The sequence below is a fragment of the Pseudomonas sp. Pme6b genome, from assembly GCF_058129925.1.
Genome location: NZ_CM176704.1, coordinates 3,043,681 through 3,057,999 on the forward strand (window position 1 = coordinate 3,043,681; position 14,319 = coordinate 3,057,999).

General features: G+C 57.0%; 11 protein-coding genes. 7 read left to right on the forward strand and 4 right to left on the reverse strand.

The genetic code is table 11. The features are described from left to right. Positions 1 to 87 precede the first annotated feature (87 nt). The 5 genes from AC4ANE_RS13845 (at position 88) to AC4ANE_RS13865 (ending at position 6,785) form a co-directional block, all read left to right on the forward strand. Entirely contained in the window at positions 88 to 3,606 is a 3,519-nt protein-coding gene (locus AC4ANE_RS13845) for a response regulator (RefSeq protein ID WP_002553640.1), read from the forward strand. Between the two features lie 49 nt (positions 3,607 to 3,655). Then, the gene (locus AC4ANE_RS13850; RefSeq protein WP_002553641.1) at positions 3,656 to 4,477 is read left to right on the forward strand and encodes a CheR family methyltransferase; all 822 of its coding nucleotides are present in this window, start codon (positions 3,656 to 3,658) and stop codon (positions 4,475 to 4,477) included. Then, positions 4,474 to 5,088: a chemotaxis protein CheB gene (locus AC4ANE_RS13855; protein ID WP_002553642.1), complete on the forward strand. Its 615-nt coding sequence runs from the start codon at positions 4,474 to 4,476 to the stop codon at positions 5,086 to 5,088. The genes AC4ANE_RS13850 and AC4ANE_RS13855 overlap by 4 nt, the downstream gene beginning before the upstream one ends. Further along, entirely contained in the window at positions 5,082 to 6,263 is a 1,182-nt protein-coding gene (locus tag AC4ANE_RS13860; protein ID WP_002553643.1) for a hybrid sensor histidine kinase/response regulator, read from the forward strand. The genes AC4ANE_RS13855 and AC4ANE_RS13860 overlap by 7 nt, the downstream gene beginning before the upstream one ends. A 144-nt stretch (positions 6,264 to 6,407) precedes the next feature. Beyond that, entirely contained in the window at positions 6,408 to 6,785 is a 378-nt protein-coding gene (locus tag AC4ANE_RS13865; protein WP_002553644.1) for a response regulator, read from the forward strand. 69 nt (positions 6,786 to 6,854) lie between these two features. Here the strand turns inward: AC4ANE_RS13865 and AC4ANE_RS13870 are convergent, their stop codons facing one another. Both AC4ANE_RS13870 and AC4ANE_RS13875 read right to left on the reverse strand, forming a co-directional pair. Beyond that, positions 6,855 to 8,885, reverse strand: a complete 2,031-nt coding sequence (locus AC4ANE_RS13870) for a response regulator (RefSeq protein ID WP_002553645.1) — start codon at positions 8,883 to 8,885, stop codon at positions 6,855 to 6,857. Further along, positions 8,882 to 10,366, reverse strand: a complete 1,485-nt coding sequence (locus AC4ANE_RS13875) for an ATPase domain-containing protein (RefSeq protein ID WP_002553646.1) — start codon at positions 10,364 to 10,366, stop codon at positions 8,882 to 8,884. Before AC4ANE_RS13875 ends, AC4ANE_RS13870 begins: the two co-directional genes overlap by 4 nt. Positions 10,367 to 10,594: 228 nt before the next feature. Here AC4ANE_RS13875 and AC4ANE_RS13880 point away from each other — a divergent pair, with 228 nt between their 5' ends. Both AC4ANE_RS13880 and nudC read left to right on the forward strand, forming a co-directional pair. Next, positions 10,595 to 11,407: a crotonase/enoyl-CoA hydratase family protein gene (locus AC4ANE_RS13880; RefSeq protein ID WP_002553647.1), complete on the forward strand. Its 813-nt coding sequence runs from the start codon at positions 10,595 to 10,597 to the stop codon at positions 11,405 to 11,407. A gap of 39 nt (positions 11,408 to 11,446) precedes the next feature. Continuing rightward, positions 11,447 to 12,283 carry an NAD(+) diphosphatase gene (nudC, locus tag AC4ANE_RS13885; RefSeq protein WP_002553648.1) on the forward strand — a complete coding sequence of 279 codons (837 nt, stop codon included), beginning with the start codon at positions 11,447 to 11,449 and terminating at the stop codon, positions 12,281 to 12,283. Here the strand turns inward: nudC and AC4ANE_RS13890 are convergent. Both AC4ANE_RS13890 and AC4ANE_RS13895 read right to left on the reverse strand, forming a co-directional pair. Further along, positions 12,251 to 13,030 carry a TSUP family transporter gene (locus AC4ANE_RS13890; protein WP_005732809.1) on the reverse strand — a complete coding sequence of 260 codons (780 nt, stop codon included), beginning with the start codon at positions 13,028 to 13,030 and terminating at the stop codon, positions 12,251 to 12,253. The genes nudC and AC4ANE_RS13890 overlap by 33 nt on opposite strands. 92 nt (positions 13,031 to 13,122) lie before the next feature. Continuing rightward, positions 13,123 to 14,271 (reverse strand): Gfo/Idh/MocA family protein, encoded by a 1,149-nt coding sequence (locus AC4ANE_RS13895; protein WP_031594776.1) that lies wholly within the window; start codon positions 14,269 to 14,271, stop codon positions 13,123 to 13,125. Between the last annotated feature and the right edge of the window lie 48 nt (positions 14,272 to 14,319).

The following is a 14,319-nucleotide window of genomic DNA, read 5'->3' on the forward strand; positions in this document are numbered from 1 at the left end:
TTTCAATCCTCTATGTCAGAAATAAGAGTGTTTTTCGTGGGTTTACGGCAAACTCTACGGTTTTGATCCACTCGTCAGGGATATTTCATGAATCGGACGTCTGTTGTCGATGAGCAACGCTTTCGAAAACTGCTGGGGCGTAACGTCGGCTTGCCATTGGGTGTGGGGGTACTGAGCGCCGTTTTCTTCATTTTGCTGATCAGTTATCTGCTCACGGCCATACAGTGGGTCGAGCATACTGACCGGGTGATCAATAACACCAACCGTTCGATGAAACTGTCGATAGACATGGAAACCGGCATGCGCGGTTTTCTGCTGACCGGCGATCAACACTTTCTCGACCCCTATGAAATCGCCAAACCGTTGCTGGTTGCCGAGCTGGACGGACTCAAGAGTCTGGTCGAAGACAACCCGACGCAACAGGACCGGTTCAGGCGTCTGTCCACGATGCAGCAGGAGTGGAATGCGTTTGCTCAGGAGATGATCAATCTGCGGCGCAACAACGGCGACTATCAAACTGCTGTGCTGGCCGGACGTGGCAAGCGAATTACTGATCAGATCCGCACCGAGTACGATCAGGCTGTCGAAATGGAACAGCAACTTCGGTTGACCCGTAACGCAGAGGTCACGCGCAGTACCATTCTTTCCGTCTGCCTGTATCTGATATTCGTGGTGATTGTCAGCGCTATCCTGGCGTATATCGGACGACGTGATTTGCTGTCGCTTTCGGCCACCTACAGCGAAAACCTCAGGCAGCAGGAAATCAATGCCGAGCGTCTGCAAAAAGTCGCCTGGTTGCGCAACGGTCAGAGCGAACTGGCCGAACAGGTACTGGGTCAGTTGACACTCAATATGCTGGGTCGAAACATCCTTCAGTTTCTGACTCATTATCTGGGCGCGTCGGTGGCGGCGGTCTATATTCGCCAGGATCACGGCGGCTTGACGCGTGCTGCTTCCTACGGTTTCTCTCGCGAACAGGAGCAGCAGGATCAGACCATTCACAGCGATGAAGGCATTGTGGGGCAGGCCGCACAACAGGACCGGATCATCACGCTGGATGAACTGCCCGAAAACTACTTCAAAGTGGCTTCCGGTCTGGGTGAAGGCTCGCCGCGCAGCATAGTGGCAGTGCCTACCAGCAATGACGATCAGGTCAACGGGGTGATCGAGTTGGGCTTTCTGCGCCCGCTTACCGAGCAGGATCTAGAGTTTCTTGAGCTGATCGCGGACAACATTGGCACTTCGATTGAAGCGGCCCGTTATCGCCAGCGTCTGCAAGAGGTGCTGGCCGAGACCCAGCAACTCAACGAAGAATTGCAGGTGCAGCAGGAAGAATTACGCACGGCCAACGAAGAGCTGGAAGAGCAGTCGCGTATTCTCAAGGAGTCTCAGGCACACCTGGAAACTCAGCAGGCCGAGCTGGAACAGACCAACGAGCAGCTGGCCGATCAGAGTCAGGCACTGGCCGATCAGCGTGATGCGCTGGACCGCAACAACGAGGAACTGAGCATCGCTCAGGCCGAGTTGCAGGCGCGTGCGGACGAGCTGCAGCGCGCCAGCAAGTACAAGTCCGAGTTCCTTGCCAACATGTCCCATGAGCTGCGCACGCCGCTCAACAGTTCGTTGATCCTGGCCAAGCTGCTGGCCGAAAATCCGGGCGAAAATCTGACCGCCGAACAGGTCAAGTTTGCCGAGTCGATCTATTCGGCGGGTAATGACCTGTTGAACCTGATCAACGACATTCTGGATATTTCCAAGGTTGAAGCCGGCAAGCTCGAAATGCGCCCGGAAAACAGCAGCGTATCTCGCCTTGTCGAAGGCCTGCGCAGCATGTTCCAGCCGCTTGCCGCCGAGAAAAAGCTGGCGTTCACGGTCGACATACAGGCAGGCGCGCCGACCATGCTGTTCACGGACCGCCAGCGTCTTGAACAGATTCTCAAGAACCTGCTGTCCAACGCGATCAAATTCACCGAAGCGGGCGCCGTCAGCATGGTCGTTTCGCGCCAGCCGGGTGCAGGCATCGTGTTTATCGTGCGCGACTCGGGCATCGGCATCGCCGAGGAGCATCAGCAGGGTATATTCGAGGCATTCCGTCAGGCAGATGGCACCACCAACCGGCGTTATGGCGGTACCGGGCTGGGGTTGTCGATCTCCCGCGATCTGGCGGCATTGCTGGGCGGATCCATCAGTGTGACCAGCGCGCCAGGGCAGGGCAGTATTTTCAGCCTGGTGTTGCCGGAAAGCTATGTCGAGCAAGGCCCTCAAGAGCCAGGCAATGAGTCTGCGGTCATGCTTGCGCCTCCCGCGCCTTCATTGCCGGTTCCTGCCGCGCCGGTCATCCAGCAGTCGGCCCCGGCCCCGGTGCCGGTGGAAACACCTGTAGCCGTGTTTGCCGATGATCGTGACAAGGCACCGTTTCAGCGGCGCTGCATTCTGGTCATCGAAGATGAAGTGCGCTTCGCTCAGATCCTCTTCGATCTGGCCCATGAGCTGGGCTATGACTGTCTGGTCGCGCATGCTGCGGATGAAGGGTTCAACCTGGCGTCACGCTACACGCCGGACGCGATCCTGCTGGACATGCGCCTGCCGGATCACTCGGGCCTGACCGTGCTTCAGCGTCTCAAGGAGCTGGCACCTACCCGACACATTCCGGTGCATGTAATTTCGGTCGAGGATCGCCAGGAAGCTGCGCTGCACATGGGCGCCATTGGCTACGCCGTCAAGCCGACCACCCGCGAAGAGCTCAAGGATGTATTTGCCAAGCTGGAGGCCAAACTGACCCAGAAGGTCAAACGCATCCTGCTGGTCGAAGACGATGCGCTGCAACGTGACAGCATTGCTCGCCTTATCGGCGACGATGATATTGAAATCACTGCGGTGGGTTTTGCCCAGGAGGCATTGGACCTGCTGCGCGAGAATGTCTACGACTGCATGATCATCGACTTGAAACTGCCGGACATGCTCGGCAATGAGCTGCTCAAGCGCATGTCCACTGAAGACATCTGCGCCTTTCCGCCGGTGATTGTCTATACCGGGCGCAACATGACCCGTGATGAAGAAGCCGAGCTGATGAAATATTCGCGCTCTATCATCATCAAGGGCGCACGCTCGCCTGAACGCCTGCTGGACGAGGTCACGCTGTTCCTGCACAAGGTCGAGTCGCAACTGTCCAACGAGCGACAAAAGATGCTCAAGACCGCGCGCAGCCGTGACAAGGTCTTTGAAGCGCGCAAAATCCTTGTGGTCGATGACGACGTGCGTAACATCTTCGCCCTGACCAGCGCCCTGGAGCACAAGGGGGCAGTGGTGGAAATTGCCCGCAATGGTCTTGAAGCGATTGCAAAGCTCAATGAGGTCGAAGACATCGATCTGGTCCTGATGGACGTGATGATGCCTGAAATGGACGGTTACGAAGCCACCATCGAGATCCGCAAAGACCCGCGCTGGCGCAAGCTGCCGATCATCGCCGTTACTGCCAAGGCCATGAAAGATGATCAGGAGCGTTGTCTGCAGGCAGGTTCCAACGATTACCTGGCCAAGCCCATTGACCTGGATCGACTGTTTTCACTGATTCGCGTCTGGCTGCCGAAGATGGAGCGCATTTGAATGAGGGGTCACTGGCCGTGCTTTCCGGGGCGCAAAAACGGATGGCATCATGCACCTTGATCAAAGCATAGAGATCGAGCTGCGCCTGCTGATAGAGGCTATCTACCTCCAGTACAGCTACGATTTCCGCGACTATTCCGGTGCGTCGATCAAGCGCCGCGTGATCCATGCGTTGCGTCAGTTCGATTGCGCGACCATCTCGGCCCTGCAGGAGCGTGTGCTTCATGACCCGGCAGCATTCATGCAGCTGCTGCAGATTCTCACCATCCCGGTGAGTGAGATGTTCCGTGACCCCTCGCACTTTTTGGCGATCCGCAACGAGGTCGTGCCGGTGCTACGCACTTATCCGTCGATCAAGGTGTGGATTGCCGGTTGCAGTACGGGTGAGGAGGTTTATTCAACGGCTATTCTATTGCGCGAAGAGGGGCTGCTGGAGCGGACCATCATTTATGCGACCGATATCAATCCCAGCTCTTTGGAGAAGGCCAAGCAGGGCATCTTTTCCATGGATAACCTGCGCACCTATACGGAGAACTACCGTAACTCGGGAGGGCAGCGCAATTTCGCCGATTACTACACGTCTGCCTACGATTACGCGATCTTCGACAAGACACTGTGCGAGAACGTCACTTTTGCCGATCACAGTCTGGCCACAGATAGTGTATTCTCCGAAACGCAATTTATTTCCTGTCGTAACGTACTGATTTACTTCAACAAAAAACTTCAGGATCGAGCTTTCGGGTTGTTTCATGACTCGCTGTGTCATCGCGGCTTTCTGGCGCTAGGCAGTAAGGAAACCCTGGATTTCTCTGCCTACGGCGGGGCGTTCGAGACGCTGGTGAAACCCGAGCGGATCTACCGGAAATTATGAGAACCACCTTTGACGATGACCTGTCCTGCGGCCCGTTGCCCGTGGTCGATGCTATTGTCGTAGGCGCGTCAGCGGGTGGTGTAGAGGCCCTGCTGAAAATATTCAGAAACCTGCGGCCGGGTTTCAGTCTGCCTATATTGATGGTGTTGCATTTGCCGGATGACCGGCGCAGCCAGTTGGCCCATGTATTCCAGAATCGCTTGGCGATCCCGGTCAAGGAAGCCGATGACAAGGAAGATATCGTGCCGGGGACTTTGTACGTTGCGCCAGCGGGTTACCACGTCTCGGTGGAGTCTGACTTTTCACTGTCATTGAGTCAGGAAGACAGGGTGTTTTACTCAAGGCCCAGTATCGACATTTTGTTCGGTTCGGCCGCGGATGCCTACGGCCCGCGACTGGCTGGCGTATTGCTGACTGGTGCCAATAATGACGGCGCACAAGGTTTGCTGCAGATCAAGAAGTATGGTGGTTTCACGGTGATTCAAGACCCCTCGCAGGCCCAGGCGTCGACCATGCCCGAGGCGGGCCTGGCGTTGCACTCGCCGGATTACCTTCTTTCCCTGAACGATATTGGCCGCTTGCTGGTCGAGTTGGAACGAACCGCATGTTAAGTGAAATTCAGGCAAAACTGCTCATCGTCGATGATTTGCCGGAAAACCTGCTGGCCCTCGAGGCGCTGATCAAGCGCGGTGATCGACTCGTCTACAAGGCACTCTCGGCGGACGAAGCGTTGTCACTGCTGTTGCAGCACGAGTTCGCGCTGGCCATCCTCGACGTCCAGATGCCTGGAATGAACGGGTTCGAGCTGGCCGAGATGATGCGCAGCACCGAGAAGACCAAGAGCATACCGATCGTTTTCGTCAGCGCTGCCGGTCGCGAGCTCAATTATGCCTTCAAGGGCTATGAAAGTGGTGCCGTGGACTTCCTGCACAAGCCGCTGGATATCCATGCGGTAAAGAGCAAGGTCAATGTTTTCGTTGATCTGTATCGGCAGCGCAAGGCCATGAAACTACAGGTCGAAGAGCTGGAGCGCAGTCGCCAGGAGCAGGAAGCCTTGCTCAAGCGTCTGCAGTCGACCCAGGGCGAACTGGAACACGCGATCCGTATGCGTGATGACTTCATGTCCATCGTTTCCCACGAGGTGCGTACGCCGCTCAACGGTCTGATTCTGGAGACCCAGCTGCGCAAACTTCACCTGGCCAAAGACAACGCTTCAGCGTTCACCATGGAAAAGCTGCGGGCAATGGTCGACCGTGACGAGCGGCAGATTCAGAGCCTTATCCGCCTGATAGAAGACATGCTTGATGTCTCCAGAATTCGTACCGGCAAGCTGTCTATCAGGCCGAGCCCCTTTGACTTGAGCGAACTGGTCTGTCAGTTGCTGGAAAGCTTTGCCGCACAGATTGCCGCCGCCGATTCGACGGTCACCCGGTTTGCCGAAGAGCCCGTGATCGGCGTCTGGGATGAGTTCCGTATCGAGCAAGTGGTTGCCAACCTGTTGACCAATGCGCTGCGCTACGGTGCGCGCAAACCGATTGAAGTGCATGTGTACAGCAGGGAGGGCGAAGCCTTCATTGAGGTTCGGGATCAAGGCATCGGTATTACTGCTGAAAACCAGAAGCGCATCTTTCAGCAATTCGAGCGAGTATCGAGCAATCACGCTGTTGCCGGGCTTGGCCTGGGGTTGTTCATTTCCGATCAGATCGTCATGGCTCACGGCGGTCGTATCGAGGTGGAGAGCGAAGAAGGCAAGGGTTCCGTCTTTCGTATCTGCCTGCCTTTATAGATGACAGCTGCTGTCGATACAGGTGACAGCCGTTGGCGATGTAGATGATAGCCACTGGCAATCAAGTTTAATCACACATCGGCGCAACCTCCCATGCATGCCGTGGTCGTAATGGCAGCTATTTATAAGATCAAAGGCAGTTCAATGAGCGCTGATGCAGAAAACGTCGTATTAATCGTCGAAGACGAACCCCTGATCCTGATGCTTCTGGCCGATTATCTGTCTGGTGAGGGTTATCGAGTCCTGAAAGCCGAGAATGGTGAGCAGGCTTTCGAGATTCTGGCGACCAAACCCCACCTTGACCTGATGATCACCGATTATCGATTGCCGGGTGGTGTCTCGGGTGTACAGATTGCCGAGCCTGCGGTGATGCTTCGACCGGAGTTGAAAGTGATCTTCATCAGCGGCTATCCGGCGGAAATACTCGATTCAGGCAGCCCGATTGCGCTGAAGGCACCCATTCTCGCCAAACCGTTCACCATGGAAACGCTGCATTCGCGTATTCAGGAACTGCTGGCCTGAAGACGCGCTTTAACCGTCGAGTGAGCAGGCCGTCTTACAGGCCGGAGTCATGCAAAGCCTGAGCGTTTCTCAGGCTTCTATCATTTCCCGCACTTTCGAGGTCAGGTGGTCGAACGCAAAGGGTTTGGTAATCAGTTGCATACCGTTCTCCAGAAAGCCTCCGCGGACGGCGGCATGCTCTGCGTAACCGGTGATAAACAACACTTTGAGTTCCGGTCGCAGCTGCCTGGCGATTTCTGCAAGCTGCCGGCCATTCATGCCCGGCAGCCCTACATCGCTGATCAGCAAATCAATACGCTGGCCTGATTCCAGTATCGGCACGGCGTCCAGTGCTTCGCCGGCCTCGATGAAGGTGTAACCCAATTCGCTGAGTACCTCACTGACCAGCGTCCGAACAGCCGGGTCGTCTTCGACGATCAGCACGGTTTCGCCATTTTCGGCGTAAACGGCATTGCTCTGGAAACTCTGCTCGGCTTCATCTGCAAGCCCCTTAAAGCGCGGCAGGAACAGCTGTACGGTAGTGCCTCGGCCTACTTCACTCTTGATTGAAACATGACCATGCGACTGTTTGCTGAAACCATAGATCATTGAAAGACCCAAACCGGTGCCCTGACCGATAGGCTTTGTGGTAAAGAACGGGTCAAACGCACGGCTGATCACTGTTTCCGGCATGCCGCAGCCATTGTCACTGACGCTCAGCACCACGTAATCACCGGGCAGCAGGTTCTCATGGGCATTGGTAAACGATCTGTCCAGCTGCTGATTGAAGGTTTCGACCACCAGCGTGCCGCCGTCGGGCATTGCATCGCGTGCGTTGAGCACCAGGTTGAGCAGGGCGCTCTCCAGCTGGTTAGGGTCCGCTTCTGCAGTCCACAGATCGCTGGCCATGCGCAATTGCAAATGAATGCTCTCGTTGACACTGCGCTGCAACAGTTCGTCCATGGCATTGACCAGATGGTTCATCTCCACCGGCTTTGAGTCCAGTGACTGGCGCCGCGAGAATGCCAGCAAGCGATGGGTAAGTGCTGCGGCGCGATTTGCCGAGGTCACACCCAGGTCGATCAGGCTGTTGAGGTCCTCTATACTTCCGCGCGCCAGGCGTCTTCTTATCAATTCCAGGCTGCCGATGATCCCGGTCAGCATGTTGTTGAAGTCATGGGCAATACCGCCGGTCAATTGGCCGACTGCTTCCATTTTCTGAGACTGACGAAGAATGTCTTCCTTGTGGCGCAACTGCGAGGTGCGTTCTTCGACCTGTTGTTCCAATGTTTCATTGAGACGCCGCAATTGCGACTCGGCTTGCTTGCGTTCGGTGATGTCAGAGGTCACGCCTGCCAGAGAACTGACCAGACCGTTCTTGCCGCAAATGGCGCGGGCGCGCACATCCACCCAACTGAGTGAGCCATCCGGCCAGACGTTGCGGTATTCGATGATCAGATCGACACCGGTGTCCAGGCTGCGCTGAAGCGCCGACTGCATTCTGGGCTGATCTTCGAAATACACAGCGGCGAGCCAGTCGTCGTAATTGAACGTGTCCTGTTCGTTGCGGCCATAGTGACTTTTAGTAATATCCGAACAAGTCAGTTTGAGGTATTCCGCTTCCAGCAACCAGGAGCCCAGCCTGCCGGCCTTGAGCGCATTCTGCAGACGGCCTTCACTTTCGTGCAGGTCCTCCATGCGCGCTCGTGCTTCATACTGACGTCTGCGCCCGCGCACGGCCGTGACGACCAGGCTGACCAGAGTCGCAGGATGGAAGGGGCGTTCGAGAAAGGTCACATTGCCCAGTAGATTACCCATCCGTGCAGACGGATTGTGATCCGGACCGCCATGATGAGTCATCAGGACGATCGGCAGATCCGACCACGCTGGCTGGCGACTGATGAGGTCCAGCAGCGGTTTAATGTCACTATTGCGCAACGCCTCATCGGCGATGATTGCCAGGCCAGCGCCCGAGCTCAACTCTTTGACCAGTTCGAACAAGTCATGGGCCACCGTTGCCAGGTAGCCGGCTTCATCGAGGATCCGCATAGCGATCTGACTGTCTCGACCTCTGGGCGCCAGAATGATTGCGCGCTCCGACAACAGTCCTGGAATACTCACAGGTCGTCATCCTCAAGCAGCGGTTTCTTGTCGCCAAAGTATGACGGCACCCCGCGCAGTACGCCTTGGAAGGCTTCAAGCGGCTTACCGATCTTCAGACCGTTGGCACTGATGCGGTATTCACGAATAGTGGACTCGTGAGTGCCCGTGCGCTTCTTGATGATGGATATCGCGCGACGCACCTGACCCAAAGCTTCGAAATAACGCAACAGAATAACGCTGTCGGCAAGGTAGGTAATGTCGACCGGTGAGCGCATGTCACCGACCAGCCCGTGTTGTGCAACGGTCATGAAGGTCGATGCGCCCTGGCGATTGAGGTAGAGCAGAAGCTCGTGCATGTGCAAAACCAGTGCGCTCTCTTCCGGCATTGCCGCCTGATAACCATTGATGCTGTCGATGATCACGGTCTTTATCTGCTTGCGGTCCACTGCGCGCCTTACGCGGTGCGCAAATTCGCCAGGAGAAAGCTCAGCCGCGTCGATCTGCTCGACCACCAGATTGCCGGTTTCCTGAAGCGCCCGCAGGTCAATCCCGAGCTTGAGCATCCGTTCGAACAGCAGGCCCATTTCTTCATCGAATATGAACAGCCCCACGCGCTCGCCACGTGCCACTGCCTGTGCCGCGAAAACCAGTGAAATGAGCGATTTACCGGTCCCGGCAGGGCCCAGAATCAGCGTGCTGGAGCCGCTTTCTATGCCGCCGCCCAGCAGGTCGTCCAGTTCTGTGATGCCGCTGCTGACCTGAGTACGGGCGTAATTGGAGCGGTGTTCGGCCGCTACCAGGCGTGGGAATACATGGATGCCGTTCTCGGCGATGGTGAAGTCGTGGAAACCGCCGCGGTATTTCTGGCCGCGGTATTTGACGATCTTCAACCGTCTACGCTCGGCACCGTAGGTGGGTGTCAGCGCTTCAAGACGGATAACCCCGTGGGCCACACTGTGTACGGTTTTATCCAGCGCTTCGGTGGTCAGGTCATCGAGCAGCAATACCGTCGCGTTATAACGCGTGAAGTAATGTTTGATGGCCAGAATCTGGCGTCTGTAGCGCAATGAACTTTGCGCCAGAAGACGAATTTCCGAGAGGCTGTCGATCACCACGCGAGAGGGTTTGACCCGCTCCACCACCTCGAATATCTGCCGCGTCGCTTCGCCCAGCTCCAGATCCGAGGAGTACAGCAGGCTTTGATGATGATCCGCATCAAGCAAGCTTTCAGGCGGCGTCAGCTCGAAAATATTGATCTGCTCGTCAAGCTCCCAGCCGTGTGAGGCAGCACCCGAGCGTAGCTCGCTTTCAGTCTCGGAAAGGGTGATGTACAGCGATATTTCACCCGCTGCTGCGCCTGCCTTCAGGAACTGCAGTGCCACGGTTGTCTTGCCGGTTCCGGGTTCTCCTTCAAGGAGAAAAACATGACTGCGTGAAAGACCACCCGCAAGGATGTCATCCAGACCTTCAATCCCGGTTGCCGCTTTTGACGTATTCAAGTATCGCCCTCTAATAACCCATATAGGTATATAGGTTTTGCTATCACTGATTATTGGACCTCCCGGCATTCTGACCGTTCACACTATTTAACGGTAGCGGGTACAGCGAATATATAAACGCGGCTGGCGGTCGGTCCGGCAAATGTCACTTAAGCCCGGTTACGATGATTGCGTCGCTGTTGTTATAGTCCAGCGCCTGAATACTCAACATGCCCTGAGGATCACGTCGTGACCGATTATCAAAGTTTCCGGGTCGAGCTGGCTGACAGCATTGCTCACGTACAGATCAACCGGCCTGAAAAGCTCAACGCAATGAACGAGGCGTTCTGGACTGAAATAATCGGCATATTCGACTGGATTGAGCGCAATGACGAAGTGCGGGCAGTAATACTCAGCGGAGCGGGTAAACATTTTTCGTCGGGTATCGATCTGGCATTGCTGGCTTCTGTTGCCAACCAGATGGGCAAGGATCCAGGCCGTAATGCCCGGCTGTTGAGGCGCAAGATCCGTGACATGCAGGCTTCGTTCACTGCAGTGGCAAATTGCCGAAAGCCGGTTCTGGCTGCTATTCAGGGCTATTGCCTGGGTGGTGCCATAGACCTGATTTCGGCCTGTGACATGCGTTACGCCGCCGCCGACGCCCAGTTTGCCATTCGCGAGATCGACATGGGCATGGCAGCGGATGTAGGGACTCTGCAACGTCTGCCGCGAATCATCGGCGATGGCGTGCTGCGTGAGCTGGCTTATACCGGACGTACCGTGGGAGCTGAAGAGGCGCAGAGGATCGGGCTGGTCAATCGCACCTTCGATGACCTGGAAGGTCTGTTGCAGGGCGTCTTCGCGGTGGCCCGGGAGATAGCCGGCAAATCACCCATTGCCATCGAAGGCACCAAGCAAATGATCAGCTACATGCGCGATCACCGAGTGGAGGACGGCCTGGAACACGTTGCCATCTGGAACGCAGCCATGCTGCAATCACCTGACCTGAAGCTGGCGATGGTTGCGCAGATGAACAAGCACAAGCCGGTCTTCGATAATTGATTCATGATAGAGCTCGAATCTGAGCAAAGGAGTTTTTCCATGGCGCACCCGGAGCGTTGGACAACTGCAGTTCTGGATGTCGAGGCCGATGGTGGTTTGGCTGTGGTCCAGAGTGATCAGGGGTTTTTGCTGGATACCAATGGGGCAATGTTCCCCAGAGGCTGGCTGGCGGGGCTGGATTTGCCAGTGCAGAGCGAGCACGGCATCGGCTATTTTGAGGGTGAGCCTGTCTACCTGCTGGTGCTTGAGCGCTCGGTTGCGGTTGAGGGCTGTTCGTGGCAAGGCTTGCGTCAGTTCATGCTGGAAGGCGATTTTGCGGTCTTCCAGATGCTCGGCTACGCCGCGCAAGTCAGTACGTGGGCCAGAGAACATCGCTTTTGCGGAGCCTGCGGTCGTGCGACGGTGCAGATCCGTGGAGAGCGGGCGATGTTCTGCGAGCACGACAACCTGCGTCTGTACCCGCGTATTTCCCCGAGCATGATCGTGCTGGTCACGCGGGGCGATGAAATACTGCTGGCCCGCTCACCACGGTTTGTCACCGGCATGTACAGCGCGCTGGCAGGGTTTGTAGAGCCGGGCGAGTCTGCCGAAGACTGCGTGCACCGCGAAGTGATGGAAGAAGTGCAGGTGCGCATCAAGAACCTGAAATACATGGGCAGCCAGTGCTGGCCGTTTCCGCACTCGATGATGCTTGGCTTCCATGCCGAATATGATAGCGGTGACATAGTGCCCCAGGCGGAAGAAATCGAGGACGCACGCTGGTTTCATGTTGATGACTTGCCGCCGTTACCGGCCAACCGTTCTATCGCCCGCTATCTTATCGAGGCGTATCTGGCCGAGCGCTCAGGCGCCCCCGAACCAGTGCTGCCAGGCTAGGCGCACGGTCAGGCCCAATACCACGGTGATGAACACTGGGCGGATGAATTTGGCACCGCCCTTGATTGCAGTGCCTGCGCCGAAGTAGGCACCCAGCATTACCGCAAGGCCCATGCTCAGGCCGATGATATAGTCCACCTGGCCGGAAAATATGAATACCGAAAGCGCCACGGCATTGCTGACGAAATTCATGCTGCGCGCCACGCCGCTGGCCTTGACCAGATCCACCGGGTAGAGCAGCAGCGTGCTGACCGTCCAGAAGGCGCCGGTACCGGGCCCGGCAACACCGTCATAGAAGCCCAGCCCCAGCCCTTGTGGCAGTTGCCATTTCTTTTTGATCGGAGCATTGCTATCCAGTGGTGCCTTGGGCGTGCCGCCAAACAGCAAGTACAGCCCGCAACCGAACACAATGACCGGCAACATCTGGTTCAGCCATTCGGCTGGCAGGTAATGAGCAATGACCGCGCCGGCTGCGGCACCCACCGCAGTGCCGACCACTGCGTGTATCCACTGTCTGGGATGAAACAGTTTGCGGCGATAGAACGTAAAACTGGCGGTTGCCGAACCGAACGTCGAACTGAGCTTGTTGGTGCCCAGCACCAGATGCGGTGGCAGACCGGCTGTCATCAGGGCGGGTGTAGTAAGCAGTCCGCCACCACCGGCGATGGCGTCTATAAAACCCGCGATGAACGCAACGACAGCAAGAATGGCGAGGGTGGTCAGGTCGACGCTGAGTTCAAAAGGCATGGTGGCAAGCGTGCTTATAGGGGAGGCGGGAGGGGGCAGAATGGCTGCCTGAATGTGGCGCATTCTACCCCCTTGCCAAGCGTTGCAGGAAGTCAGATATCGCTGAGCGCGACCCAGCGTTGCTCGGCGGCGGCGAGGCGAATGGCAGTCGCCAGACGCTCGATCTGCCAGGCTTCTTCGAAGTCCGGACCACGGCTGCCCTTGCCGCATACCGCAAGAATGAGTGCCTGTACCTCAAGTGCCTTGAGTTCGTTGTAACCCAGCTGATGGCCCGGTGCCGGGCAGAATGCCGCGTAACCGGGTTGCGCAGGGCCTGCCAGAAGACGCTGAAAACCATCGCGCCCAGCTGCGCCAGTGCGATAGATGCGCAGTTCGTTAAGGCGCTCCTGATCGAATGCCAATGTGCCCTTGGTGCCGCTGATTTCGAAACTCAGGTGGTTTTTGTAGCCGTGTTTCAGCCAACTGCTACTGAACGTTCCGCGCGCACCATTGGCAAAACGCAGCAGTGCGTGGGTCTGGTCATCCACTGCGATGCTGCGCATTTCCTGGCTTCCGTTCCTCGCAGGGCGTTGGCGGTGTACGGTGCTGGAGTCTGCGCAGACCGCTTCGACATCGCCCAGCAAATGGCGAGCCATCGCCAGCAAGTGACTGCCCAGATCGGCCAGCGCGCCGCCCGCATGCGCCGCTTCGCAACGCCACGACCAAGGGGACGACGGGTTGCCCATGAAGTCCTCGCTGAACTCACCCTGAAAACTGACGATATCGCCCAGTTCGCCCGCGTCGATCATTTCCCTGGCAAGGCCGATCATAGGGTTGTGCTGGTAGTTGTAGCCAACCTGAGTAACAACCCCGGCGGCCTTGGCGCTACGGCGCATGTCGTCGGCCTGGGCGAGGCTCACCGCCAGCGGTTTTTCGCAATACACTGCCTTGCCTGCGGCGATGGCGGCCATGGCCATGGGGAAATGCAGATGATTGGGCGTTGTGATCGCCACGATCTGCACCTGCGGATCACTGATCAGGTGCTGCCAGTCAGCGTGGCTGTGATCGAAGCCCCAGGAGCTAGCGCACTGCTCGGCCCTGACGCTGTCCGCATCCGCCAGGGCGGTCAGCCGAATGCGTGCCGGCAGATCAAGGGCGGCATTGGCATTGCCGAAGGCCAGGGCGTGGGCACGGCCCATGAAACCGGTGCCGATCAGCCCGATGCCCAGTTGCGCCTGCGACGTAGAAGGGTTTTCCCGCATGACATTCTCCAGAGAGGATTGTTGTTGTGCGGAAAATATATTCCATAA

Bases quoted from the DNA above. Each gene is read 5' to 3' on its own strand.
- AC4ANE_RS13845 (WP_002553640.1), top strand. From the start codon at position 88: ATGAATCGGACGTCTGTTGTCGATGAGCAACGCTTTCGAAAACTGCTG.
- AC4ANE_RS13850 (WP_002553641.1), top strand. From the start codon at position 3,656: ATGCACCTTGATCAAAGCATAGAGATCGAGCTGCGCCTGCTGATAGAG.
- AC4ANE_RS13855 (WP_002553642.1), top strand. From the start codon at position 4,474: ATGAGAACCACCTTTGACGATGACCTGTCCTGCGGCCCGTTGCCCGTG.
- AC4ANE_RS13860 (WP_002553643.1), top strand. From the start codon at position 5,082: ATGTTAAGTGAAATTCAGGCAAAACTGCTCATCGTCGATGATTTGCCG.
- AC4ANE_RS13865 (WP_002553644.1), top strand. From the start codon at position 6,408: ATGAGCGCTGATGCAGAAAACGTCGTATTAATCGTCGAAGACGAACCC.
- nudC (WP_002553648.1), top strand. From the start codon at position 11,447: ATGGCGCACCCGGAGCGTTGGACAACTGCAGTTCTGGATGTCGAGGCC.
- AC4ANE_RS13890 (WP_005732809.1), bottom strand. From the start codon at position 13,030: ATGCCTTTTGAACTCAGCGTCGACCTGACCACCCTCGCCATTCTTGCT.
- AC4ANE_RS13895 (WP_031594776.1), bottom strand. From the start codon at position 14,271: ATGCGGGAAAACCCTTCTACGTCGCAGGCGCAACTGGGCATCGGGCTG.